The following is a 23,686-nucleotide window of genomic DNA, read 5'->3' as shown; positions in this document are numbered from 1 at the left end:
TGATGGCATTCATATTCCGCTGGCTTATCCGCATTTTGGTCGGACTTTTCGTGCTGGCCTTTCTAGCGGCGGGAACGGTCTATTACCTCGCCTCGCGCTCCTTGCCCGATTATGATGCAACACATCAGGTGGCGGGAATTTCCGGCAAGGTGGAAATCGTGCGCGATAACGCCGATGTGCCCCATATATTCGCCGACAACGACCGTGATGCGTTTTATGCGCTTGGTTTTGCCCATGCGCAGGACCGATTGTGGCAAATGACCATGCTGCGACGCACCGCGCAGGGGCGGTTGTCGGAACAGTTTGGCCGCAGGACACTGGAAATAGACAAACTGATGCGGCGGCTGGATATCTATAATCTGGCGGTGCGTTCGGTTCAGGTGCAAGATGCAAAAACCCTGGTGGCACTCAAGGCCTATTCGGCAGGGGTGAACGCCTGGTTAACAGAAATCAACAAAGAGGCGTTAGGGCGTGGCGCACCTGAATTTTTCCTTTTCAGCAATGAAATCGCCCCGTGGCAACCGGCGGATTCGATCGCCATCCTGAAACTGATGGCGTTGCAAATGTCCGGCCATCTGGAACAGGAAGTGTTGCGTGCCCAGACCTCGTTGATCCTGTCGCCAAATAGAGTCTTGGACATCCTGCCCGATGCGCCCGGCACCACCACCATTGCCGCCCTGCCAAAATACGCCAGCCTGTTTCCGACAGTGCCGCGTTACGCGACAAACGGCCCAACCCCGCTGGATCCGCTATCCCCATTCAAGCCCCGTGCCTTTGCCGGTGCTTCGAACGCATGGGCGGCGGCTCCGGCGCGGTCGGCCGCCGGCGGCACCCTGTTGGCGAATGATCCCCATTATGGGTTTTCCGCGCCTGCCATCTGGTATCTGGCGCGGCTGGAACTGGCCCAAGGCGGGATTATCGGCGGCACCATTCCCGGCATTCCGGCCATAATGACCGGCCGCAGTGATTATCTGGGGTGGGGCATTACCACGGCCTATGTCGATGATCAGGACGTCTATATCGAAAAGCTGAACCCGGAAAATCCCGACGAATACCTGACGCCGGAAGGGTATAAACCCTTCCTGACCAGCGATTCCATCATCAGGATCAAGGACGAAGGCCCGCTGACCCTGAAATTGCAATGGTCCGATAACGGCCCTGTCCTGCCCGGCAGCCATTATGATCTGGGAAGCATCACACCAGCCGGCCATGTCACCACCGTCGCCTGGACCGCGCTTAGTCCGGCGGATACCTCGGTTTCCGCGCTGCTGGGGTTGATGCAGGCCAAAACGATCGGCAAAGCACTGGCGCAGGCCAAGGGGTATCTGGCCCCGGCACTAAACCTTGTGCTGGCGGATGGGGACAATGTGGCGATGAAAACCATCGGCGCCATCCCCAAACGTGACAAAAACAGCCAGACACAGGGGCGCATCCCCTCGCCCGGCTGGATCGCGGCCAATCGTTGGCAAGGGCGGATGCCCTATGTCGACAACCCGACCTTTATGAATCCGGTTGGCGGCATTGTTGGCAACACAAACAACAAGATGATTGATCGCCCCTTTCCGCGCCACGTCAGCTATACTTGGGGCGATACGCAGCGAATATTGCGCTGGAAACGTCTGATGCAAAGCCGCGAGGTGCACACCCGCGAAAGTTTCATCGAGGCGCAACTGGACACCGTCAGCTATACCGCGCGTGCCCTGCTGCCATTGGTGGCCGCAAATCTGTGGTTCACAGGTGAAGCCGCCCCCGAAGGTACACCCGAGCGCCAGCGCCAGCGCGCGCTGGACCTGTTGGCCAACTGGAACGGCGAAATGAATGAACATATGCCCGAGCCGCTGATCTATGCGGCCTGGATGCGCGCCTTGCAGGACCGGCTGATCCGCGATGAAATGGGGCCGCTTGCGGCAAAATTCACTCATGTAGAACCGTTGTTTATCGAACGGGTGTTCCGCAATACCGACGGCGCGGCAAAGTGGTGCGACATCCTGCAATCCGCCGCCACCGAAAGCTGCACCGATATCGCCCGCATGGCGCTGGATGATGCGTTGTTGTGGATCGGGGAAAACTACAGCACCAACCTTGAGGCGCTGCGCTGGGGCGACGCCCATCAGGCCACCCATGACCATGCTGTACTGGGGGAAATTCCGGTTCTGAAATGGTTTGTGAATATCCGCCAGTCCACATCAGGTGGTGACAACACCCTGCAGCGAGGGCGCACCCGTGGCGGCCCTGTAAAGCCCTTTCAAAACGTGCATGGCGCAGGGTTTCGCGGGGTTTACGATTTCGCCGATCCGAACAGTTCGGTGTTCATCATTTCCACCGGCCAGTCTGGCCACCCCTTGTCGCGGTTTTATGACAATCTGGGCGAGTTGTGGCGCCGCGGTGAATATATCCCGATGTCACTGGACCCCGAACTGGCCCGCGCAGCGGCCGCAGGGATTACGGTGCTGGAGCCTGTAAAGTAAACCTCGCCCGATTGTGCGGTGCATCCAGATCCATCACCGGCCCAAGCGGCACGATCCCTGTCGGGTTAACCGTGGCATGGCTGGCATAATAGTGGTTCTTGATATAATCCATATGCACCGTTTGGGCGATCCCCGGGTGTTGATACAGATCGCGGACATAGTTTGACAGGTTCGGGTAATCCGCAATGCGCCTCAAGTTGCATTTGAAATGGCCGACATAAACCGGATCAAACCGCACCAATGTCGTGAACAGACGCCAATCTGCTTCGGTCAGGTCAGGCCCCGTCAGATATCGGGTTTTTGCCAATATCCCTTCCAGCCAATCCAGTGTTTCAAACAACGCCATGACGGCCTCTTCATAGGCGGCTTGGGTGGTGGCAAAGCCGGATTTGTAGACCCCGTTGTTCAATGTGCTGTAGACACGGGCGTTTATTGCGTCAATGTCGCCACGCAAGTGTTCAGGGTAATAATCCCCTGCGATCGCACCGACACCGTCAAACGCGCTGTTGAACATGCGGATGATTTCGGATGATTCATTGCTGACGATAGTCCGGTTTTTCTTGTCCCACAGCACCGGAACCGTAACCCGCCCGCTATAGGCTGGATCAGCAGACGTATAGACCTGATGCAGAAATTCGGCATTGTTCAGCGGATCGGGAACCACCCCGCCACCAGCGTGAAAGGTCCAGCCCTGATCGCGCATCAACCAGTTCACCACCGAAACCGGGATCATATCTTGCAAGCCCTTCAAGGCGCGGAAGATCATTGTGCGGTGGGCCCACGGGCAAGCGTGCGAGATATAGAGGTGATAGCGCCCCGCCTCGGCCATAAACCCGCCTACCCCAGTGGTACCGGCCGTGCCATCGGCGGTAATCCAGTTGCGAAACTGCGCGTCTGTGCGTTTGAAACGTCCACCGGTTGATCCGGTTTCATACCATTGATCAACCCATTCGCCGTTTTGTAACAATCCCATGCGGTTCCCCTTAATGCGCCGGTTTGACGAATGTGCCGTTGTTCAGATCCCGCAGCGCCTGTTTCAACTCGTCGCGGGTGTTCATCACAATCGGCCCATGCCACGCGATCGGCTCGTTCAATGGCGCGCCGGAAATCAGCAAGAACCGAACGCCTTGCGGCCCCGCTTGCACGGTAACTTCGTCACCATTCCCAAATTGGATTAACGTGCGGTCTCCCGACAGATCACAGATGTTCACCTCTTCGCCCAGAACCTCTTTCTCGAGCAACACCCCCTTGGGCGGCGCCGCATCCGTAAACCGACCTGCCCCGTCAAACACATAGGCAAAGGCATGGCGGTAGGTGTCTACCCGAAAGGTTTTGCGAATACCCGCCGGCACAAAGATATCCAGATATTGCGGGTCGGCCGCGATACCATCCACCGGGCCGCGTTTACCCCAGAATTCGCCGATAATTACCCGCACCTGTGTGCCGTCATCGTCAATGATCTCGGGAATATCCTTGCCCGCGATGTCCTGATAGCGCGGTGCGGTCATTTTCAGGCTGGCAGGCAGATTGGCCCACAGTTGAAACCCGTGCATCTGCCCCTGTGCGTTTCCTTTGGGCATTTCCTGATGCAGGATGCCGGATCCCGCCGTCATCCACTGAACCGCCCCCGCCCCTAACGTGCCCTCGTTATTCAGGCTGTCTTTGTGCGTCACACTGCCGGTCAGAACATAGGTAATAGTTTCGATGCCGCGGTGCGGGTGCCACGGGAATCCGGCGGCGTAATCCTCGGGATTCTCGTTGCGAAAATCGTCAAACAGCAGGTAGGGATCAAACATATCCGGATTGTGAAATCCGAACGCACGGTGCAGTTTAACGCCTTCCCCTTCAATGGTGGGTTGCGCTAGTGTGGTTGATTTTACCGGTCTGAATGACATCTGATACCCTCGGCGCTGGTTGCGGTGCGTATCAGTCAAATATAGATCGGTGCGTGCAGGCAAAGATACAGCCACTGACACACAGGTATCGTGCGCAATAGCACGGTTGGCGCATTACATCTCGCGAAAATTCTTTTCCTGACGGGCGGTCCACAGCACAGTCAGTTTGAAACCTTCTTCGGTCTGGTCCTCGTGCGTGACAACACCTTCCTGAAACAGCCACGCGCGTTTGCGCCCGTCGCTAAAGGGGATCAGCAATTCGCGTTCGGTTTTGGGATCAGTCAGGGCAGCGGTAATGGCATTCAGCAGTTCCTCGATCCCTTGCCCCGTGATCGCGGATACCGCGAATTTGTCATCCTTGCGGGCGGCTTTTTCCTGCAATGCTTCCTGTTCCTCGGGCAGCAGCAGGTCCAGCTTGTTCCAGACCTCGATCATCGGCGCATCATCGGCCACGCCCAGCTGCTCCAGAATGGTCGCCACATTGCGCGCCTGCTCGACCGTGTTGGGGTGCGAGATGTCACGCACATGCAGCACCAGATCGGCGTCCAGCACTTCCTCAAGCGTGGCACGAAAGGCCGCGACCAATTCGGTTGGCAGTTCGGAAATGAAACCCACCGTGTCGGACAGGATGATTTCCTGCCCTGACGGCAATTCGACGGATCGCATGGTCGGGTCCAGCGTGGCAAACAGCATGTCCTTGGCCATCACCCTTGCGCCGGTCAGACGGTTGAACAGGGTGGATTTGCCCGCGTTTGTATAGCCTACCAGCGCCACCACCGGAAACGGCACTTTCTTGCGCGAGGCGCGATGCAATTCGCGGGTTTTCACCACTTTGGACAATTGGCGCTTGATACGGGTTATTGCGTCGTCAATCGCACGGCGGTCGGCCTCGATTTGGGTTTCGCCGGGGCCGCCGACAAAGCCAAGCCCGCCGCGCTGGCGTTCAAGGTGGGTCCAGGCGCGCACCAGACGGGTGCGTTGATAGGACAGCGCGGCCATTTCCACCTGCAGCACCCCTTCACGGGTGCGGGCACGGTCGGAAAAGATTTCAAGGATCAGACCGGTGCGATCCAATATCTTGACGCCCCATTCTTCCTCCAGATTACGCTGTTGCACCGGCGTCAAAGCGCCGTCAATCAATACCAGTTCAATTTCTTCGGCCTCGAAGATGGCTTTCAACTCGGCAATTTTGCCTTTGCCAAACAATACACCGGATTGCACGCTGCGCAGCGGAATGATGTCGGAACCAACAATCTCCATTTCGGGCATCGCTTCAGCAAGGGCCACAGCCTCGTTTAGCGCCGCGACGGGATCACGACGGGAATTGTCGAATTTCAGTTCGGGATGCAGAACCCATGCGCGGGTGTTGCGCGGGGGATCAATTTCCATCAGCGGCTATTCTTCTTCGCCGTCATACAGGTTGATCGGCGCGCCCGGCATGATGGTGGAAATCGCGTGTTTGTAAACCAGCTGTGCCTGCCCGTCGCGACGCAACAGAACGCAGAAGTTGTCAAACCATGTGATGACCCCCTGCAGTTTCACACCGTTGATCAGGAAAATCGTTACCGGAATTTTGGTTTTCCGCACATGATTCAGGAATACATCTTGCAGATTCTGTCTGTCGGCAGCCATTGGTCTTTCGCCTTTTTATTGTGGTCTGCCCCTGTTGGGCAATTAACTGTTCTACACTGGCGCAATTATGAAGAGGCTTTGAGAGAGATTCCAGCCCTAAAATCAGCCCCCTAACGCATTAAACGACAAACTGTTGTTCAGGAGCGCCACAATGAGGGATTTAACAGGGCGATAATGGCAAGGGTTTCCAACCGTCCAAGCACCATGGCCGCCGCCAGAATGAGTTTCGCAATCGAGTCCAGATCTGTATAAAACAAGGGCGTATCAGCCGCGATCCCAGCCAGCGGACCCGTTGTTGACAACGCCGAGACAGTGAAAACCATGGCATGTTCAAAGGGTTGCCCTGTCAGGGAAAGGGCCAGCATAACCATTGCAATAGACATGCTGAACAACATGAAGAATATCCACGATATCTGCGCACCGGATCGCCTGATATAACGCGCTTTGGCCCCGGAACCGGCAACGCTGTCCGGGTGAAGAAGGCGCTCGATCTCGCGGCTGCCGTGTTTATAGAGCGCATAAATCCGCATCAGTTTGACCCCGCCAGCCGTGGTCGCAACCCCGCCGCCGATAACCGCAAGTCCCAGCATAATCAGCCCCGGAGTTTGCAATCCGGACCAGTTGCGGGCATCGGCCCAATCCACCGATTCAAAGCCGGTCGTCGTAAGGAAAGACATCACCGTAAACATCGCCCCCCAAAATGCACGACCAGCGGCCATCAGATCGGTTTCGGTGTCCGAGTCAAAGGCGGCCAGCCAGTGACGCAAGAAAAGAATTATAGGCAACAGGATTACCAAAAACAAACCCAAACGGAATTCGGGGTCATTGCGCAGCTGACGAAATCCCCCGCCTTGGCGATCCTTGAAAAAGGTCAATCGCGAGATGGCAAATATCATAAATCCGAATATCAGGACTTCACCTGTTATGCCGCTTCCTGTGACGTTGTTCTTACCCCCTACAGCCGAGATACCGCTGGTTGATAGCGTTGACATCGCGTGCGTCACCGCGACCAAAGGCTGATCCCCTGCAATCAGCAAAGCAATCCAGAGGATCATGGTCAGACCGGCATAGATCGGAAACAGTTGCGCACTATACTGGGTCAGTCGTTCCGAAGTATTTGCAGTATTGGTGATTTGGGTGAAATGACTGTTGCCGCTGTTCACGGCCGTAACCTCGAACCCGCCCAGATTTAACGGGGCAAGCACCGCAATGGCCATCACCCAGACCAAAAAGCCCCCCATCCAGCCAACCAGAGCCCGCCACAGGTGCAGGGCATCCGGCAGGCGGTCCGGGTCAAACAGGGTCGCGCCAGTGGTGGTCAGCGAGGAAACCATCTCGAAATAGGCATTCAGGAACGTGGTGGTGCGCAGGGCCTCGTAAAACGGAATGGCAAGCATGATCGGCAGGATGGTAAATGTTCCCAGCAGGGCCAGAAGATGCGAGCGCACAAGGTTGCTGCTTTTGCCCGGGGATGTGGCGATGCCTATCATCGTTGTCAGGATCAGGAACAGGGTGCCGCCATAAAGGAAAACCCGCGCCACATGCAGGTCATCCCCGACATAGGCATAGATCGCCGGAATATACATCGCCCCTGCCCCGATCCCCATCAGAATAACCAGTAAAGGCAGGTTTAACAGGCGTGCGAGCATCCTTGGCCCCTAGAAAAAATCGATGGAGACCTGCAACAGCCGCTCCACCTCGAGGACATCATCCGGCATGGAGAACAGCACGATCACATCCCCTTCGTCGATGCGGGTATCGCCGCGCGGGCGCACGACCTTGTTGTCTTTCATTATGGCGCCGACCAGCACGCCTTCGGGAAAGTCGATGTCGGCGATTTTCTTGCCGGTGATGGGCGACGTCGACATCACCTGTGCCTCGATCACTTCGGCTTCGGCATCACCGATAGAATAGACCGCCCGAACCCGCCCGTGACGAATGTGGCGCAGGATCGAACTAACCGTGGTGGCGCGCGGGTTGATGTAGGCGTCGATATTCATCGGCTTCATCAGGGGCACCAGGGATGGGTCATTGACCAGACAAATCGCCATCGGGCAGCCTTCGGCCTTGGCGCGGACCGCGGCAAGGATGTTGGTTTTGTCATCATCTGTGACGCAAAGTATTGCGTCGGCACGGTCAATCCCCGCTTCTTTCAGCAATTCGGCACTCAGGCCGTCGCCATGCAGCACAATGGTTTTTTCCAGCGCATCGGCTGCGACTTCGGCGCGGGCGCGGTCTTTCTCGATCACTTTGGCACGAATACGGTCAGCGCGGGTTTCCAGAGCCTCGGCCACGGCAAGCCCGACATTGCCACCACCCAAAATGACAATCCGGTCCTGTTTCTTGTTGGTTTTGCCAAATACTTCCAATGTGCGTGTGACGTCTTCCTTATTCGTGAAAACATAGATTTCATCCCCCACAAACACCTGATCACCGGCGTCAGGGGCAAACAATGTTCCGTCGCGCCGGATGCCGACAACAATGGCGCTGAGGGTGGAAAACAGATCGGTCAGCTGGCGCAGCGGGGTGTTGACCACCGGGCAATCGTCCTCGATCAAGATGCCCAGCAGCTCGGATTTCCCGTCCAGAAAACTCTCGGTATCAAAGGCAGCGGGGGCAGACAGACGTTGCAAAGCAGCCTCGGCCACTTCGCGTTCGGGGCTGATCACCACGTCTATCGGCATATGTTCGCGACGATACAGATCGGAATAGATCGCGGTCAGATAGCTTTGTGCCCGCAGGCGGGCGATTTTGCGGGGGATTTCAAATACGGAATGGGCCACCTGACAGGTGACCATGTTTACCTCGTCGGAATAGGTGGCGGCGATGATCATATCCGCATCCCGCGCCCCTGCCCGTTCCAGCACATCGGGATAGCTGGCAAAACCGGCAATGCCCTGCACATCCAGCGTTTCCGTGGCGCGGTGCACCAGTTCGGGATTGTTATCGACAACCGTTACGTCGTTGTTTTCACCTGACAGATGGCGGGCGATCTGCCACCCGACTTGACCAGCACCGCAAATGATAACCTTCATCACACCACCTTTTAGGACCGTAAGGCCCAATCCATGCCAGATGCACCGTCAGGCGTCAATCTGATCCCCTGATCCAAAGCAAGCCGCGTGGCATTCCTGCCCTATTCCTTGACCGGTTCATCCACATGCGCCACCCGTGCGCCGCCTTTGCTGGAAGTGACAATGCCCAGCGACTTCAGCTTGCGATGCAAGGCCGAGCGTTCCATGCCGACAAAACTGGCCGTGCGGCTGATATTGCCACCAAAACGGTTGATCTGGGTCATCAGGTATTCCTGCTCGAACATCTCGCGGGCCTCGCGCAGGGGCAATGTGGCCAATCCGGAAGACAACACCACCCGCCCTTCGCTTTGGGATGTATCTTCGGTTGTGGGCAGTTCCTTGACCGTGATAGGCCCGTTGTCAGAGCCAAGGATCAAAATACGCTCGACCACATTTTTCAACTGGCGCACGTTTCCGGGCCAATGCATGGTTTGCATCAGGGCTTGTGCCTCGTCCGACAACGGACGCAATGGCAAGCCCTGTGTCTTATTCAACTCGGCGATGAAATACTCGGCCAGCAGTGGAATATCCTCGCGACGTTCCTCAAGGGATGGCACATAGATCGGAACCACATTCAGGCGGTGAAACAGCTCTTGGCGGAAATTGCCGGCCGCAATTTCAGATTCCAGATTTTTGTTGGTGCTGGAAATAACCCGCATATCCACACGCACTTTGTCAGCCCCGCCGACCCGGTGGAACTGTTGATCTACCAGCACCCGCAGGATTTTCGATTGCGTTCCGGACGGCATATCCGCCACCTCGTCAAAATACAAAACCCCGCCATGCGCCTGTTCCAGCAGGCCCGGCTCGACCCCGCGATCCGGCGTTTCGCGCCCGAACAGCACTTCTTCCATACGCTCGGGTTCGATCGAGGCGGAATTGACCGAAATAAACGGCCCCGAGGCCCGCGGGGAATTGGCGTGGATATAGCGTGCGGCCACTTCCTTGCCCGCACCGGCAGGGCCGGTCAGCATGACGCGGCCGTTTGAATTGGTCACCTTGTCCAGATTGGATTTCAGCGCCTTGAACGCGGCACTTTCGCCCAGCATTTCGGAACAACCGGTTTCCCCGCGCTTTAGTTTCAGATTCTCGCGCCGCAGGCGAGATGTTTCCATCGCACGGGCCACAACCACCATCAACTGGTCGATATTAAAGGGCTTTTCGATAAAATCATACGCCCCCTGCTTGATTGCCGCGACCGCAATTTCGATATTGCCGTGGCCGGAAATGATCACCACCGGAATATCGGGGTTGTCACGTTTGACTGTCTTTAGGATGTCGATCCCGTCCATCCGGCTGTCCTTTAGCCAGATATCAAGGATCATTAACGCCGGTGGCTCGGCATTGACCTGTTTCATACAGTCATCCGAATTGGCCGCCAGACGGGTTGTATACCCCTCGTCCTTTAGAATATCCGCAATCAATTCGCGAATGTCGCGTTCGTCATCAACAATAAGAATATCACCCATATCAATTACCTCTGCTGTTGTCGTTGCTGCCGCTCACAAATTTGGCCGGCAAACGTATTTCGGCCCGTGCACCGGCACGGGTGTTTCCTTCAAAGATTTCGGCATCCCGCAAGATCAGCGTGCCACCGTGTTCCTCGATAATCTTTTTCACGATCGGCAGGCCCAGACCCGTGCCTTCCTCGCGTGTTGTCACATAGGGCTCAAACAGGCGCGCCCGGTCTTCGGGCAGGCCGATACCATTGTCGGAAATGTTGATATTGATTGTGCCGTCATCGGCTTTCATTTCCACATGGATTTCCGGTTTGAATCCCTTAGGCGCGCCTTTTTTCTGCAAACTTTCAATAGCTTCGCCTGCGTTTTTGATCAGGTTAACCAAGGCTTGCGAAATCATGGTTGCATCCAGTTCGGCCATCACGGGGGTATCCGGCAGGTCAGCCTTGATGGCCACATCCGGCAGGGCACTTTCCTGCAATGTCACCGCATCACGCAGGATTTTTGTCAGATCATGGGTGCGCAGTTCCGGTTCCGGCATCCGCGCAAATTTGGAAAACTCGTCCACAATCCGTCGCAAATCCCCGGTCTGGCGAATGATCACATCGGTATATTGCTCTAGCGTGTCCGACTGATCGCCAACCATCGGGGAAAACTTGCGTTTCAGACGTTCTGCGGACAGCTGGATTGGGGTCAGCGGGTTCTTGATTTCATGGGCAATCCGGCGGGCCACATCGCCCCAGGCGGCCATACGTTGGGCGGAAACCAGATCGGTGACATCGTCAAAGGCAATCACATAGCCCTCAAGCCGCCCGTCCTCATTGCGCCGTGTGCTGATCCGCACCAGCAGATTTTCCAGCTTGCCTTCGCGGGTCAGTTTGATTTCTTCCTGCACCACCTCTGTGTTCTTGTCGCGCAGCTTTTGCAGCAACGGGCCGAATTCCGGCACGGCCACGGTAATATCGCCGCTGTTTTCGTCCGGCAGAGCCAGCAGCCGTTCAGCCGAGCGGTTCACGAAGGTAACTTTACCATTGGCATCCACCCCGACAACCCCCGAAGCAACCGAGGACAGCACAGAATCAAACAGCCGCCTGCGACGTTCAATCTGTCGTGTGTTTTCCAGCAGCGTATCGCGTTGGCCCTTCAACTGTTTTGTCATCTGGTTGAAATAGCGCCCCAGCATGGCAATTTCATCGTCACCGCTTTCCTCGATGACCTGCACATCCAGATCCCCCGTCCCCACCTGTTGCGCCGCCCCTGCCAAACGGCCCACAGGGCGCGACAGGCGTTCGGCAAACCACAGGCCCAGCCAGATTGCCGCCAGAATAAGGATCACTGCAAAGCCGATATACAAAAGGCCGAATTCAAACAGCATCTTGCCGCGGTCTTTTTCCAGTTGCTGATACAACAATGCGGTTTCCTGCGTATCATCCAGCAGGTTCAGGATATCGCCATCCACAACACGGGTGACATAAAGATAACGGTCCACATAGGCGTCCAGCTTTTTCAGGGCGCGGAATTCGTTGTTGTCCCAGTCCTGAATGATCACCAGTTCGCCCTGATCCGCCTTGGCAATATCGTCAGGTGACGGGGCCTCGAAATCAAACAGATAGGATCGCGCCCCGCGCGCGCGCAGGTGTGCCCCGCCATCAATCACATAGGCTTCGCGCAGGCCCCGTTGGATCTGGGCCTGCCCTTGCGTTAGCAATTCGCGCAGATCGCCATCGTTCAGAAAGAACGTCGATTGCCGCGCACGGTTCAGATAATTGGCAAGGGCCTCGGTGTCTTTGGTCAGGGCAACGCGGTGTTCCTCTTGATAGGCCTGCGCCGCCTCAAGCGAGGTGCCGACCACCTGTCGCACACGGTCTGAAAACCAGCCTTCCAGACCAACATTCACGGTCAAAACAGCAAACACAGCCACCAGAATGGTCGGGATCAAAGCAACAACAGCAAAAACACCGGTTAATCGCAGGTGCAGCCGCGATCCGGCGGAATGGGCGCGGCGCGCGGCAATCATTTTGGCCACCCGTTGCAACACCAGCGCCGCGACCACAAGGATATAGACCAGATCGGTCAGCAACATCAGCCGCAGGCTGGGGGCGTTTGCTCCTTTGTCCAGCGGGCCAAGGATAACGAATGTGGCAATGGCCAATACCGGTCCCAACAGCACAAGGCCAAGGGTTGCCGCATTTTGCACACGTCTGCGACGCCGCAAACGGCTTAGTTTTTCAAAGGTTGCGCTTTTGGCAGGGCCTGACACCTGTTGCCCGCTTTCCTCTAATGCACCGCCTTGCACGTCACGATTGTGTGGCGCAAAGCCGTAAAACCACCATATTGCGTGTCCTCGTTACCGGCTGATGCCAATGGGCCACGCTTAATGTTGCCCTTTTACACCAGTTTGCGGCGACGTGTCACGCGAATATCGAGGTCTGTAATCTTCTTTCTCAGGGTATTTCGGTTGATCCCCAATAGATCCGCACATTTAGCCTGATTACCGCCCGTGGCTTCCAGCGCGATTTCCAGCAAAGGGCGCTCCATTTCATGCAAAATACGCGGATACAGGCCGGGGGGCGGCAAAGCCCCGCCATGCAAATCGAAATACCGTTGCAAATGGCGCGCAATCGAGGCCGACAGCTTATCCCCCTGCCCGCGCTGCATCACTGGCTCAATTGCCGGTTGTCCACCCAGCGCCTGTTCGGCCTCGCCCAGAGTGATTTCCGCCTGACCGCTGGTGGCGGCAAGGCGTTTCAGACAGTTTTCCAACTGGCGCACATTGCCGGGCCAACTGTAGCTGCGCATCAGTTTCATCGCATCCGGTGACAGAACATGGGTGCCGTCCTCGTCCGCATTCCGGCTCAGGAAAAACTCGGCCAAAAGCGGGATATCGTCAACGCGGTCGCGCAGGGCCGGAACCGCCAGCGATACACCGTTCAGACGATAAAACAGGTCTTGCCTGAAATCGCCTTCGTCCATCTTGGCGGCCAGATCGGCCTGTGTGGTGGCCATGATACGCGGGGAATTGTCGCCCAGACGGTCCATCAGGCGGGCCACCTGCCCCTGAATATTCCATTCCAGATCAGACACTTCGTCAAACACCAGCGTGCCCGTACCCGCGCGGGCCAGCATCCGGTCCAGCCCGTCGGGTGTGGTCAGATCAGAGGGGTTCACCACGACAAAGGGCAGCGCGCGCCTGTCGCTGAAATCGTGGATGGTGCGGGCAATCAGGGATTTGCCCGTGCCGCTTTCACCGCTGATCATCACCGGCAAACCGCCGTTCACCACCCGCGCAATCAGCCGGTAAATTTCCTGCATCACGCCGGTGCGCCCGACCAGTGGCAATTCGCTTTCGGCCTGCTTTGGGCTGTTTGCCGGACTGGCCACGCGCCGTTTCAACGCCAAGGCCCGTGCGCTGCGTTTCATCAGGTCGGGTAGATCAAATGGTTTGGGCAGATAGTCGAACGCCTTGGCCTCGGTCGCCTTGATCGCCGTCATAATGGTGTTCTGGGCCGAGATCACAATCACCGGCAATTCATCCCGTGCCGCACTGATTTTAGGCAGCATTTCCAAACCGTTACCGTCCGGCATGACCACATCCGAGATCACCAGATCGCCCTTGCCTTCCTCGACCCAGCGCATCAGCGTGACCAGCGACGATGTGGCATGCACCTTGCACCCTGCCCGCGTGAAGGCCTGCGTCAGAACCGTGCGGATCGTGCGATCATCGTCAGCGATTAATACTGTGCCATCCATCTATTCGGCTCCTGTTTCTGCGGGTGTTTCTGCGGGGGCTTTGGGCAGAGAAATGCGAAACACCGTGTGGCCCGGCTCGGATTCGACCGAAATCCATCCCTCGTGTTCGGCAATGATTTTCGACACCAGCGCCAGCCCCAGTCCGGTGCCGTTTTCACGCCCCGACACGAAAGGGTCGAACACATCGTCGGCAATATCGGACGGCAGTCCCGGGCCATTGTCGATAATTTCCACCAGAATGGGCAAAGGCGCGCCGCTGCCATCACTGCGGCGCAGGCGCAAGCCGTTGTCAAAAGCGGTGCGGATACGGATCACCCCGCCCGCCTTGGGCGCAGCTTCGGCGGCATTTTTCAACAGGTTCAGCACCACTTGCATCAACTGGTCCGCATCGGCCCATGTGGGGGGCAAGGAGGGGTCATATTCCTCGATGATCGTCATATGTGCGGCAAAGCCCACCTGCGCCGATATGCGGGCGCGGTCCACTACATCGTGGATATTGACCACGCGGCGATTTGGCGGCGACAGGTTGCCGAACTGTTCGACCTGATCCAGCAGGGCAACGATGCGGCGGGCCTCGGATACGATAAGATCTGTCATTTCAAGGTCTTGTGGTGGCAAGTTCATCGCCAGAAGCTGGGCCGCGCCAGTGATGCCCGCCAGCGGGTTCTTGATTTCATGGGCCAGCATTTCGGCCATGCCGATGGCGGACTTCGCGGCGGATTTGGAGGCTGGCCCGCCACCGCCATCCTTGTTTTGGCGCGGGATGATCAGCATCAGCAGCCGTGGATCATCCGGCGCCATCGGCGTGATCTGGATATTGCAGCGCTGGGGGGCATGGCCACGGTGGGCGGCCTCGATATCGTTGATGAACAGTGGACCATGCGTGCGCCGCACCCGTTGAATCGATTCCAGCAAAGGGGCGTTGATCGTTAGACGGTCATCCACCTGTTTGCCCTTCAACGATTTGGCCGAGGTCACAAGGAACCCTTCGGCGGAAGGATTGGCGGCAATTATCTCGTTATCCTCGCCTATCAGCAGCGCAGGTGTTGGCAGCGCGTTCCAGAGGCTGGCAAAGCTCATGCTGCTTGCCTTTCACCCGTCAGTGCCCCGGGCAGCAAGGACAGGACTGTGGCGGGGTCAACCTCGGTTAACAGACGTTTGCGCATATCCGGCGGGGTGCCCGCGTGGTCCATATACCAGCCCAGATGTTTGCGGGCATTGCGGTTGCCCATTTTTATGCCGTAAAACTCGATCATTGCCTCGTAATGTTCCGCTACCAGATCAACCAGCGCCGTCCCTGTCGGGATCACGGGGGGCGGTGTGCCATACAGATCGGCGGCGATTTCCGCCAGCCGCCAGGGCGCGCCCTGCGCCCCGCGTCCAACCATCACACCATCCACGCCCGAGGCTTGCAGGGCCGCGCGCGCATCAGCACTGGTTCTGATGTCGCCATTGGCGATAACGGGGATATTGACGGCCTGTTTGATTGGCGCGATTGCGGCCCAATCGGCGCGGCCTTTGTAGAACTGGCAACGGGTGCGACCATGGATGGTTATCATCTGGATGCCGGCGTTTTCAGCGCGCTGCGCCAACGTCGTAGCGTTCAGGCTGGCATCATCCCAGCCCAGACGGGTTTTCAGCGTCACGGGCACATCGACGGCCCCCACCACGGCGTCAATCAGACGCAAGGCATGGTCCAGATCGCGCATCAGGGCCGAGCCGGAATAGCCGCTGACCACCTTTTTGGCCGGGCACCCCATATTGATATCAATGATCCGCGCACCGTTACCGGCGACCACGCGGGCGGCTTCGGCAATCGGCTCAGGCTCACGACCGGCCAGTTGAACGGCAGTATTTTCCTCATTCAGCCCCAGCTCGGCCTTTTCCCGCACACCGCGTTTGCCAACCAGCATTTCAAAGCTGTCAACCATTTCACTGACCACCAGCCCCGCACCGAACCGCGACACCAGACGGCGAAACGGCAGGTCCGTGATACCGGCCAGCGGGGCCAGAAAAACCGGAGGGTCCAATGTGAGGTTTGCCAGTTTAATAGTCAAATGCCTAATCCTTGTGCATCCTGCCCTTTTACCCTTTGCCACGTTGCAAGCGCAATGGGAACGGGCGATTTGTCACCGTGTGAAACTTCGCATTGCCCTGCTTGCGGGAAAAATCTAAACCTTGCCCCTATGAAAACAGCCGCCATCATCGTTGCCGCAGGCCGTGGTCTTCGCGCCGGAGGGGATTTGCCAAAGCAATTCCAGCCCCTGCGCGGTCGCATGGTTTTGCAGCACACCATCGCCGCTTTTGCCCGTCACCCGCAGATCAACCGTATCATTCTGGTGATCAACACGGATGACCGCGATCTGTTGCCCACCCTGCCCGATGTGGAAGTGGTGAATGGTGGCGCAACGCGGGATGCCTCGGTACAGGCGGGCCTGAATGCGGCTAATGGCGCAGAACTGGTGCTGATCCATGACGCCGCACGCCCGCTGGTGTCACAGCGGATCATAACGGATGTTCTGGACGCCCTGAAAACCCATGCAGGTGCTGCCCCCGCCCTGCCCGTCACCGATGCGCTGTGGCGCGGTCAGGATGGCCGCGTGCAGGCCCCGCACCCGCGCGACGGGCTGTTTCGGGCGCAGACACCGCAGGGGTTTCATCTGGATCAAATCCTTGCCGCCCATGCGGCCCATTCCGGCGGCGCGCTGGATGATGTTGAAGTGGCCCTTGCTGCCGGTCTGGATGTGGCGATTGTCATGGGGGACGAGGCGAATATGAAAATTACCATGCCCGAGGATTTCACCCGCGCAGAGCAAATGATGGAGCAGGATATGGATATACGGCTGGGAAACGGTTACGATGTGCACCGGTTTTGCGAGGGCGACCACGTGGTGCTGTGCGGGGTCAAGGTGCCGCATAGCCACGGGCTGGACGGCCATTCGGACGCCGATGTGGGGATGCACGCGGTAACAGACGCGATTTACGGCGCGCTGGCGATGGGCGACATCGGCCAGCATTTCCCGCCAAGTGATCCGCAGTGGAAGGGCGCGGCCTCGCACATCTTCCTTGAACATGCGGTGAAAATGGCGGCTGATCACGGCTTCACCATTTCCAACGTCGATTGCACGCTGGTGTGCGAGATGCCCAAGATTGGCCCCCATGCTGGGACGATGCGCAGCGAAATGGCGCGGATCATGGGGATGGATATGGGGCGCGTCAGCGTCAAGGCCACCACATCCGAACAACTGGGCTTTACCGGCCGCAAAGAAGGGATCGCGGCGCTGGCCACCGTGACTTTGGTGAAGGCATGAGCAAACTGATCGCAACCTTTTTCTATGTCGGGCTGATCCGCCCCGCGCCGGGCACATGGGGGTCGGCAGCGGCGATTCCGGTGGGGTATCTGATCCATGTCGCGGGTGGCTTTCCGGCGCTGCTGATCGCCACCGTTGCGGTGTTTTTCATCGGCTGGTGGGCTACATCCGAGGAAACCAAAGGCAAGGAAAACCACGACCCAAGCGAGATTGTGATCGACGAAGTGGCTGGCCAGTGGATCGCGCTGCTGCCGGTGTCGGGTGGTTTGTGGTTCGCGGGGGTTGACCCCTGGCTGTTCCCCTACCCCGGCTGGGTCACGGCGTTCTTGATGTTCCGGCTGTTTGACATCTGGAAACCCGGCCCTGTGGGCTGGGCCGACCGCAAATCCACCGCTTTGGGCGTGATGCTGGACGATGTGATCGCGGGGCTGATGGCGGCTGTGGTTGTTTTGGCGGGGGCAGCGATTTCGCACGGGGTATTGATGCAATGAGCCTTGTGCCGGACCTGCTGACAACCTGTCGGGAACGCGGCTTGATGGTGGCCACCGCCGAAAGCTGCACCGGTGGTATGGTGGCGGCAGCGCTGACCGATGTGGCCGGATCCTCGGATGTGTTTGAGCGCGGGTTTGTGACCTATTCCAATGCCGCCAAACAGGACATGCTGGGGGTTTCAGGGGATACGCTGGAGCAATACGGCGCGGTATCGGAACCAGTGGCACGGGAAATGGCCGAAGGAGCGCTGCGCCGGTCTAAAGCCAATCTGGCCGTGTCGATCACCGGCATTGCAGGGCCTGGCCCGTCCGAGAACAAACCCGAAGGGCGGGTGTGTTTCGGGTTGGCTATGGACGGGCAAACAAAAGTGGAAACGGTGGAATTTGGCGCCTTGGGGCGGGAAAAGGTGCGTTTGATGGCAAGGGATCATGCGTTGGGGATGATGTTAAAGGCTGTCACCCCCGTGTAAGCGTTAGCCGTACAGCTCTTTCGCCCGCTTCTCGAACGCGCCCATCGTGCGGCGCACTGCTTCGCCGAACACCACGCCGATCAGTTTTTGCAAAATGGCGTTCTTGAATTCGAAATCCACGAAAAACTGAACTTCGCAGCCCCCTTCCGGCAGATCGGTAAAGCGCCAATTGGAAATCATGTATTTGAACGGCCCGTCCAGATATTCGGTATCAATGGTCTTGTTCTTTTCCGACAGCTTCACCCGGCTGCCGAACCGCTCACGAAACACCTTGAAGGAAATCACCAGATCCGCCTCGAGCAATTCGTAATCGCCCATGTCCTTGCGGCTGCGGATGCGCGCCGCGGAAATCCATGGCAGGAATTTCGGATAGGCCATCACGTCGGAGGCCAGCGCATACATCTGCGCGGCTGTGTAGGGCATGACCTTCTTTTCCGTCTGGGTGGGCATTTTTCCTGTTCCCCTGATCCTTTTTTATGCCATTAAGTGAATATATCGGGAAAGTTCAAGGAAACATTATGCCAACGCGACCCTATGTCATCGACGAAATGATCTCGGCCAAAACCATCGCCGCCCGGATCGAGGATCTGGCCCGCGAAATCCATGACGCATTCGAGGGCACCGACAAGCTGGTCGTGGTCGGCCTGTTGCGCGGCTCATTCGTGTTTATCGCCGATCTGGTGCGCGAGCTGGACCTGCCGGTCGAGGTGGATTTCCTTGAGGCGTCCTCTTATGGCGATGGCACCGAATCCAGCCGCGAAGTGAAAATCATGAAGGATTTGCGCGGCCAGATCGGCGGACGCGATGTTTTGCTGGTCGAGGATATTGTCGATACCGGTTTCACCCTGAAACATGTGGTTGGGCTGCTAAAGGCGCGCAAACCAGCGCATATGAAAACCATTGCCCTGTTGAACAAACAATCACGGCGCGAGGTCGATATAAATGCCGACTTGGTCGGTTTTGAAATACCGGATGAATTTGTGGTCGGCTATGGCATTGATTTTGCCCAGAGAAACCGCAATCTGCCCTTTATTGGAAAAGTACGGTTCACATAAGTCCACAACCGGCAAGGGAAATGGCCAGTTCCGAACCCGGGTAATGTGGATAAATGGCCGAATATTTAGGGTCAAATATAATCCGCCACCCGCTGTTGATAAGTTTATTATATACAATAATATCAATGCCGTGTGAACAGCATCTATTGCAATACAGTAGAAGCGATATTGTGTTTGCATAAATATCTATGATATTGGTAATCAAATCGCTTATTCGTGGGTATTTATTATGAAACGCACTGTCTTGGTTGCTATTGTGAGCACATTAATATCGGCACAAACTGCAATGGCAGAAGTGGATCAGAAACCTTTATTTTCACTAGGTGGAATAGGCATTTCTGGCTATGCGGATATATCCTATTTTGATGATGAAACCCAATCAGGCTCATTTGCGCGGGCCGATATCGATCTGACATATCTGCCCAATCGTTCGCCATCCTCTTTCTCGCTGGGATTTTCGCTAGGATTTGATGGCGCAAAACAAAGCGGTAGTGGTGGTATCAACTCGGGTGTTTTCTATCCGGCCGTTTTGTTCGACTTTGGGGACAGCGGCAGGGTTTCCATCGGTGCCCCACGTTCGGTGATGAACCGTGGCTACATACCGACAACTGTTTTTGCATTGAACAGCCGACTGGATTTGCAACTGTCCCCCTTTACGGATTCAGTGGTGCCCTATCTGGCGCTGGCCGGGGATTATCACCCCTACGGTATCCGCTATGATGCCGCATTCGGAAACACCGAAATCGGGATATCCTATAACCAAATCAGCGATTCCGGTTTGGACGCTGACTTTTATTCGATCGCTTTTTCCCACAGATTTGAATCCAGCGGCCGGATGCCTGAACTTGACATTTTCGGCGGTGTTGAGCGGATTGATACAGGGGCATTGAACACCCGCAATTATTCTCTTGGAATAGAAGCCAGTTTCGAAAATCTGGACGTCGGGTTTCGGCTCGATGAACGTAATTTGCCGGTGGATAGCCGCACAGCCGAGTTGTATGGCAGGATGCAGTTCAAGGTTGTGTCTCGAAAGTGGTGGAAATTGATTTCAGGCACCTCCGAGCGGGTTGAGTTATGCGCCGGTCAGGCGGCTTGGTCAAGGGTTGCGTCGGCGACGGGCTGAGCGAGCGTTTCCCAGCCATCGACCTTTCGCATGACGATCTGCCCCGAGGCCATCAGAGCCCAAAGCAGCATCGGCACGGTCTCGGCGCATGGCAGCACGGTCTGGGTCTTGATGCGGCGGCGGAATTCCTCGTTCAGGCGTTCGATCGCATTTGTCGTTCTGGCCGATTTCCACTGGCCTTGTGGCAGACGCGTGAAGGTGAAAAGCTTATCTCCTGCTTCTTCCAAGCTGTCAGCGACGGCCTTGCATTTCAGCCGCCATTTTCGCAGAAATGCCTTGCGGCGGGTGGCGATTTCCTCGGGTGTTTTGGCGTAGATCATGTCGCGGTAATCTTCTGTCAACTCATCATGCATACGCTTGGGTGCCTTGGCCAGAAGGTTGCGGTGCTTGTGCACCGTGCACCTCTGGATCGGCAGATCTTCACCCCAGAGGGCAATGAGAGCGACCTCAAGTCCCGGTGCCCCGTCCACGATGACAAATTCGGGCCGTTTCAACCCGCGCGCATCCAGATCGTTGATGAACTGACGCCAGGCGGAGGTGCTTTCGCCGCCCATGTTCATCAGTGATAACAAGACCTTCTGCCCATCCCGGCGCACGCCAATCGCGGCCAGAACCGAGATATTGGTGGCCTTCCTGTCAATCCGCGTTTTGATCACGGTGCCGTCCAGGATCAGCCGCACGATGTCTTCATCCGCAAGGCTGCGGGCGCACCACGCCTGCCAGTCCACCTTCACCTTGCGCCAGGCGCGGCTCACCACATCCTTGCTGACCGCCCCCTGAAACAGGCCGAACAGGGCGCGTTTTACCCGCCGTGTGTTGGTGCCCGAAAGGTAGACAGCAGCGATCAGCGCCTCGGCCTTCTTCGTCAGCCGCTGGTAACGGGGCAATGCCTTCGAGCGCCATTCTCTGGCCTTGCCGGCCTCGCCTGTGATCCGCGCACGCGGCACGCGCACCGTTTCGGTTCCAAATGTTCCGACCAGTTGCCGCTCGCGATGCCCGTGGCGGTATCCGGCCTTTGCCCCGCCGCTGCGGCCATACCGGCAACGGCCCAGAAACTGCTCCAGCTCCTCTTCGAAAACCGCCTCGATCGTCGCGCGGATGTTCTGGCGCAGCCGGTCTTCAATCGGGTCATAGCCTGCTTCATTGGCCAGTAGCGCGGATGTCGATGTTGCTGTATTCTTTGTCATGGCGTGATCTCCTTGGCGGTTCCAGCCGCCGGTTGGGTGGCTTCGATGCACCCGGAGATTACGCCGTCCTCGAATTTCCACCAAACTCGCGACACTACCCAGTTCAACACGGCCCTGTCTGCATCGGCTTCGGTGATCAATATTGATCCCAACATCGGAAATAGTGTTACGGTTTACGGGATTGCAGTTGAATATCTGTTTGTGAACAATACCTACTTCAACGCAAGCTATTCGGATGGCAGTAATGGTGTTCCACGCAATATTGACCTGTCCGTCGGGTGGCGGTTCTAGAATGGCTGCGCACAAGTGAATATTTGGCAACTTCTGCGCATGTCCAGATGGGCACGGCATCCACCAAGTGCGAAGAGGGTGAAACTGGTGCTGGGTGTCATTTTGATCTGTCTTATCCTATATGCAATCGAACGTTGGATCGGCGTGCCGGACTGGCTGCAAATGGAGCCGCAAAGACGCTTTCGCATGCCACGCCCATAGGCAAATTGCTGACTTTTTGCGATTTGCCCCCTATGCTGGGTGAATGTTCCGTTTCACCAAAAGCCATTGGCAAGGCCTGTTACCTGCCTATCTCTCTCTTTTTGTTATATTAATTGGATTACGGGTGATCATTCACCTGGTTTATGGCGTTGTTCCCGCTTCCCTCCCTTTAATCGGCATTGCGGCATTATTCACGGCTGATATGATCCTGATTATCTGGCAAATCACCGGTACCTTGCGGGCCTCGGAAAACCGTTTGGGAAAAAGTGGTGACACCCTGCTTTACTGGGGTAGTTACGGTGCTTCGATCGTAGCTGTTGCAATAATGATTGGGGCTGACCCAGATAACTACTTCAAGTAACGCTTAACCCATTGTCTTAGCTGCAATAACTGAGCTGAAGGGTCACTGTTGTTGAAACGCCACTCGCATTCCTTCAAATATAGCCCAAATTGGGCCTTGGGGACACCGTTAAATCGGCGCATGTGGCGCTTGGCTTGGTTCCAGAAATTCTCGATGCCATTGATGTGGTTGTGACGGTCTGCAAAGAGCTTGGAATGGTTGATGCGAAAGTGGTGGAAGTCTGACACATCCAGCACATTATAACCGCGCCAACAATCGGAATAGACGATGGAATCCGGCACGACTTTGCGCTCTATGATCGGGATCAGAGTGGCGGATTTGGCGTCCGGGATGATCTTGGTGTAAACCTTCCCACCCCTTTTTAATATACCAAAAACGGGAATTTTACCTGCCGCACCACGCCCGCGTTTACCTTTGCGTTTGCCGCCAAAGTAGCTTTCGTCCACTTCTATTTCTCCGCCGAACATAGCTTGGCTTTCCGCCTCCAGCTCATAGGCGATTATCTCGCGCAGGCGTAGAAAATAAAACGCTGCGGTCTTGCGGTTTACACCACACAAACTGGCTGCTGTTCGTGCTGTCGATCCCGAAACAAAATGCTCCGTAAGACGGTCTTGCTTGTAGTGGCTCAGGCGACTCTTTCTCATGCTTCCCATCATAACCTCTTTTTAGGTTATCTGGGTCAGCCCCTAATGATTTTCGATGCCACCACGATCATTTCTTCCCGAACCGGTGCCAATCCTGTTCCTGCCATCCCTACAACCGCCCTGATTGTTCGTGGCAATACAATACTGATCAACGGGGAGATAGATTTCGGTACATATGATGCCATAGAAGCCATTCTCGAAAAGCCGTCAGAGCCAATCACAACCGTACGTCTGGACAGTAATGGCGGTCGTATCTACGCCGCTCGTGGCATT

22 protein-coding genes are annotated in these 23,686 nt (G+C 56.7%); 8 read left to right on the top strand and 14 right to left on the bottom strand.

The features are described from left to right. Positions 1-2 precede the first annotated feature (2 nt). A complete protein-coding gene (locus tag ACQY4M_RS00630; RefSeq protein ID WP_428539495.1) occupies positions 3-2,468 on the top strand; it encodes a penicillin acylase family protein in 2,466 nt (821 codons plus the stop codon). Here ACQY4M_RS00630 and ACQY4M_RS00625 read toward each other — a convergent pair. From ACQY4M_RS00625 to dusB, 11 genes are all read right to left on the bottom strand, one after another. After that, a complete protein-coding gene (locus ACQY4M_RS00625; RefSeq protein WP_428539492.1) occupies positions 2,443-3,441 on the bottom strand; it encodes a glutathione S-transferase family protein in 999 nt (332 codons plus the stop codon). The genes ACQY4M_RS00630 and ACQY4M_RS00625 overlap by 26 nt on opposite strands. Before the next feature lie 10 nt (positions 3,442-3,451). Continuing rightward, the gene (locus ACQY4M_RS00620) at positions 3,452-4,363 is read right to left on the bottom strand and encodes a pirin family protein (RefSeq protein ID WP_428539489.1); all 912 of its coding nucleotides are present in this window, start codon (positions 4,361-4,363) and stop codon (positions 3,452-3,454) included. A gap of 114 nt (positions 4,364-4,477) precedes the next feature. Next, positions 4,478-5,752, bottom strand: a complete 1,275-nt coding sequence (gene hflX / locus ACQY4M_RS00615; RefSeq protein ID WP_428539486.1) for a GTPase HflX — start codon at positions 5,750-5,752, stop codon at positions 4,478-4,480. Positions 5,753-5,758: 6 nt separating this feature from the next. Next, on the bottom strand, positions 5,759-5,995 hold the full coding sequence (hfq, locus tag ACQY4M_RS00610; protein WP_118942560.1) for an RNA chaperone Hfq: 237 nt from the start codon (positions 5,993-5,995) through the stop codon (positions 5,759-5,761). Between the two features lie 137 nt (positions 5,996-6,132). Beyond that, complete coding sequence (locus ACQY4M_RS00605; RefSeq protein WP_428539482.1) at positions 6,133-7,644, bottom strand: TrkH family potassium uptake protein; 1,512 nt, start codon at positions 7,642-7,644, stop codon at positions 6,133-6,135. 9 nt (positions 7,645-7,653) lie between these two features. Further along, entirely contained in the window at positions 7,654-9,030 is a 1,377-nt protein-coding gene (trkA, locus tag ACQY4M_RS00600) for a Trk system potassium transporter TrkA (protein WP_428539479.1), read from the bottom strand. Positions 9,031-9,131: 101 nt separating this feature from the next. Then, a complete protein-coding gene (locus ACQY4M_RS00595) occupies positions 9,132-10,538 on the bottom strand; it encodes a sigma-54-dependent transcriptional regulator (protein WP_428539476.1) in 1,407 nt (468 codons plus the stop codon). A 1-nt stretch (position 10,539) separates the two neighbouring features. Further along, complete coding sequence (locus ACQY4M_RS00590; protein ID WP_428539473.1) at positions 10,540-12,789, bottom strand: ATP-binding protein; 2,250 nt, start codon at positions 12,787-12,789, stop codon at positions 10,540-10,542. Between the two features lie 128 nt (positions 12,790-12,917). Then, positions 12,918-14,279 (bottom strand): response regulator, encoded by a 1,362-nt coding sequence (locus ACQY4M_RS00585; protein WP_428539470.1) that lies wholly within the window; start codon positions 14,277-14,279, stop codon positions 12,918-12,920. Further along, on the bottom strand, positions 14,280-15,359 hold the full coding sequence (locus ACQY4M_RS00580) for a two-component system sensor histidine kinase NtrB (RefSeq protein ID WP_428539467.1): 1,080 nt from the start codon (positions 15,357-15,359) through the stop codon (positions 14,280-14,282). Next, positions 15,356-16,336: a tRNA dihydrouridine synthase DusB gene (gene dusB / locus ACQY4M_RS00575; RefSeq protein WP_428539464.1), complete on the bottom strand. Its 981-nt coding sequence runs from the start codon at positions 16,334-16,336 to the stop codon at positions 15,356-15,358. The genes ACQY4M_RS00580 and dusB overlap by 4 nt, the downstream gene beginning before the upstream one ends. A gap of 129 nt (positions 16,337-16,465) precedes the next feature. On the opposite strand from dusB, the gene ACQY4M_RS00570 reads away from it, so the two are divergent. The 3 genes from ACQY4M_RS00570 to ACQY4M_RS00560 are packed head-to-tail and all read left to right on the top strand — an operon-like array spanning position 16,466 to position 18,551. Further along, positions 16,466-17,590 (top strand): bifunctional 2-C-methyl-D-erythritol 4-phosphate cytidylyltransferase/2-C-methyl-D-erythritol 2,4-cyclodiphosphate synthase, encoded by a 1,125-nt coding sequence (locus ACQY4M_RS00570; protein ID WP_428539461.1) that lies wholly within the window; start codon positions 16,466-16,468, stop codon positions 17,588-17,590. Next, positions 17,587-18,081, top strand: a complete 495-nt coding sequence (locus ACQY4M_RS00565; protein ID WP_428539458.1) for a phosphatidylglycerophosphatase A family protein — start codon at positions 17,587-17,589, stop codon at positions 18,079-18,081. Before ACQY4M_RS00570 ends, ACQY4M_RS00565 begins: the two co-directional genes overlap by 4 nt. Next, complete coding sequence (locus ACQY4M_RS00560) at positions 18,078-18,551, top strand: CinA family protein (protein ID WP_428539455.1); 474 nt, start codon at positions 18,078-18,080, stop codon at positions 18,549-18,551. Before ACQY4M_RS00565 ends, ACQY4M_RS00560 begins: the two co-directional genes overlap by 4 nt. A gap of 3 nt (positions 18,552-18,554) precedes the next feature. Here the strand turns inward: ACQY4M_RS00560 and ACQY4M_RS00555 are convergent, their stop codons facing one another. Continuing rightward, a complete protein-coding gene (locus ACQY4M_RS00555; protein ID WP_428539452.1) occupies positions 18,555-19,001 on the bottom strand; it encodes a type II toxin-antitoxin system RatA family toxin in 447 nt (148 codons plus the stop codon). 68 nt (positions 19,002-19,069) lie between these two features. Between ACQY4M_RS00555 and hpt the strand changes: the two genes are divergently transcribed. Next, positions 19,070-19,606, top strand: coding sequence for a hypoxanthine phosphoribosyltransferase (hpt, locus tag ACQY4M_RS00550; protein WP_428539449.1), 537 nt, complete (start codon positions 19,070-19,072; stop codon positions 19,604-19,606). Between the two features lie 229 nt (positions 19,607-19,835). Further along, the gene (locus tag ACQY4M_RS00545; RefSeq protein ID WP_428539446.1) at positions 19,836-20,729 is read left to right on the top strand and encodes a hypothetical protein; all 894 of its coding nucleotides are present in this window, start codon (positions 19,836-19,838) and stop codon (positions 20,727-20,729) included. Here ACQY4M_RS00545 and ACQY4M_RS00540 read toward each other — a convergent pair. After that, a complete protein-coding gene (locus tag ACQY4M_RS00540) occupies positions 20,690-21,916 on the bottom strand; it encodes an IS256 family transposase (protein WP_428539582.1) in 1,227 nt (408 codons plus the stop codon). The two genes, ACQY4M_RS00545 and ACQY4M_RS00540, sit on opposite strands and share 40 nt — an antisense overlap. Before the next feature lie 45 nt (positions 21,917-21,961). Between ACQY4M_RS00540 and ACQY4M_RS00535 the strand changes: the two genes are divergently transcribed. Further along, positions 21,962-22,207, top strand: a complete 246-nt coding sequence (locus ACQY4M_RS00535; protein WP_428539443.1) for a hypothetical protein — start codon at positions 21,962-21,964, stop codon at positions 22,205-22,207. Positions 22,208-22,451: 244 nt separating this feature from the next. Further along, positions 22,452-22,769, top strand: a complete 318-nt coding sequence (locus ACQY4M_RS00530; protein ID WP_428539440.1) for a hypothetical protein — start codon at positions 22,452-22,454, stop codon at positions 22,767-22,769. Here ACQY4M_RS00530 and ACQY4M_RS00525 read toward each other — a convergent pair. After that, on the bottom strand, positions 22,757-23,413 hold the full coding sequence (locus tag ACQY4M_RS00525) for an IS1595 family transposase (RefSeq protein ID WP_428539609.1): 657 nt from the start codon (positions 23,411-23,413) through the stop codon (positions 22,757-22,759). The genes ACQY4M_RS00530 and ACQY4M_RS00525 overlap by 13 nt on opposite strands. Between the last annotated feature and the right edge of the window lie 273 nt (positions 23,414-23,686).

The sequence above is a fragment of the Profundibacter sp. genome (assembly GCF_965277155.1).
In the GTDB taxonomy this organism is placed as follows: Bacteria; Pseudomonadota; Alphaproteobacteria; order Rhodobacterales; family Rhodobacteraceae; genus Profundibacter.
Note: the sequence above shows the minus strand (reverse complement) of the source record. Positions and strands in the feature narration are given on the sequence as shown.

Bases quoted from the DNA above. Each gene is read 5' to 3' on its own strand.
- ACQY4M_RS00630 (WP_428539495.1), top strand. From the start codon at position 3: ATGGCATTCATATTCCGCTGGCTTATCCGCATTTTGGTCGGACTTTTC.
- ACQY4M_RS00625 (WP_428539492.1), bottom strand. From the start codon at position 3,441: ATGGGATTGTTACAAAACGGCGAATGGGTTGATCAATGGTATGAAACC.
- ACQY4M_RS00620 (WP_428539489.1), bottom strand. From the start codon at position 4,363: ATGTCATTCAGACCGGTAAAATCAACCACACTAGCGCAACCCACCATT.
- hflX (WP_428539486.1), bottom strand. From the start codon at position 5,752: ATGGAAATTGATCCCCCGCGCAACACCCGCGCATGGGTTCTGCATCCC.
- hfq (WP_118942560.1), bottom strand. From the start codon at position 5,995: ATGGCTGCCGACAGACAGAATCTGCAAGATGTATTCCTGAATCATGTG.
- ACQY4M_RS00605 (WP_428539482.1), bottom strand. From the start codon at position 7,644: ATGCTCGCACGCCTGTTAAACCTGCCTTTACTGGTTATTCTGATGGGG.
- trkA (WP_428539479.1), bottom strand. From the start codon at position 9,030: ATGAAGGTTATCATTTGCGGTGCTGGTCAAGTCGGGTGGCAGATCGCC.
- ACQY4M_RS00595 (WP_428539476.1), bottom strand. From the start codon at position 10,538: ATGGGTGATATTCTTATTGTTGATGACGAACGCGACATTCGCGAATTG.
- ACQY4M_RS00585 (WP_428539470.1), bottom strand. From the start codon at position 14,279: ATGGATGGCACAGTATTAATCGCTGACGATGATCGCACGATCCGCACG.
- ACQY4M_RS00580 (WP_428539467.1), bottom strand. From the start codon at position 15,359: ATGAGCTTTGCCAGCCTCTGGAACGCGCTGCCAACACCTGCGCTGCTG.
- ACQY4M_RS00570 (WP_428539461.1), top strand. From the start codon at position 16,466: ATGAAAACAGCCGCCATCATCGTTGCCGCAGGCCGTGGTCTTCGCGCC.
- ACQY4M_RS00565 (WP_428539458.1), top strand. From the start codon at position 17,587: ATGAGCAAACTGATCGCAACCTTTTTCTATGTCGGGCTGATCCGCCCC.
- ACQY4M_RS00560 (WP_428539455.1), top strand. From the start codon at position 18,078: ATGAGCCTTGTGCCGGACCTGCTGACAACCTGTCGGGAACGCGGCTTG.
- ACQY4M_RS00555 (WP_428539452.1), bottom strand. From the start codon at position 19,001: ATGCCCACCCAGACGGAAAAGAAGGTCATGCCCTACACAGCCGCGCAG.
- hpt (WP_428539449.1), top strand. From the start codon at position 19,070: ATGCCAACGCGACCCTATGTCATCGACGAAATGATCTCGGCCAAAACC.
- ACQY4M_RS00545 (WP_428539446.1), top strand. From the start codon at position 19,836: ATGAAACGCACTGTCTTGGTTGCTATTGTGAGCACATTAATATCGGCA.
- ACQY4M_RS00540 (WP_428539582.1), bottom strand. From the start codon at position 21,916: ATGACAAAGAATACAGCAACATCGACATCCGCGCTACTGGCCAATGAA.
- ACQY4M_RS00535 (WP_428539443.1), top strand. From the start codon at position 21,962: ATGCACCCGGAGATTACGCCGTCCTCGAATTTCCACCAAACTCGCGAC.
- ACQY4M_RS00530 (WP_428539440.1), top strand. From the start codon at position 22,452: ATGTTCCGTTTCACCAAAAGCCATTGGCAAGGCCTGTTACCTGCCTAT.
- ACQY4M_RS00525 (WP_428539609.1), bottom strand. From the start codon at position 23,413: ATGAGAAAGAGTCGCCTGAGCCACTACAAGCAAGACCGTCTTACGGAG.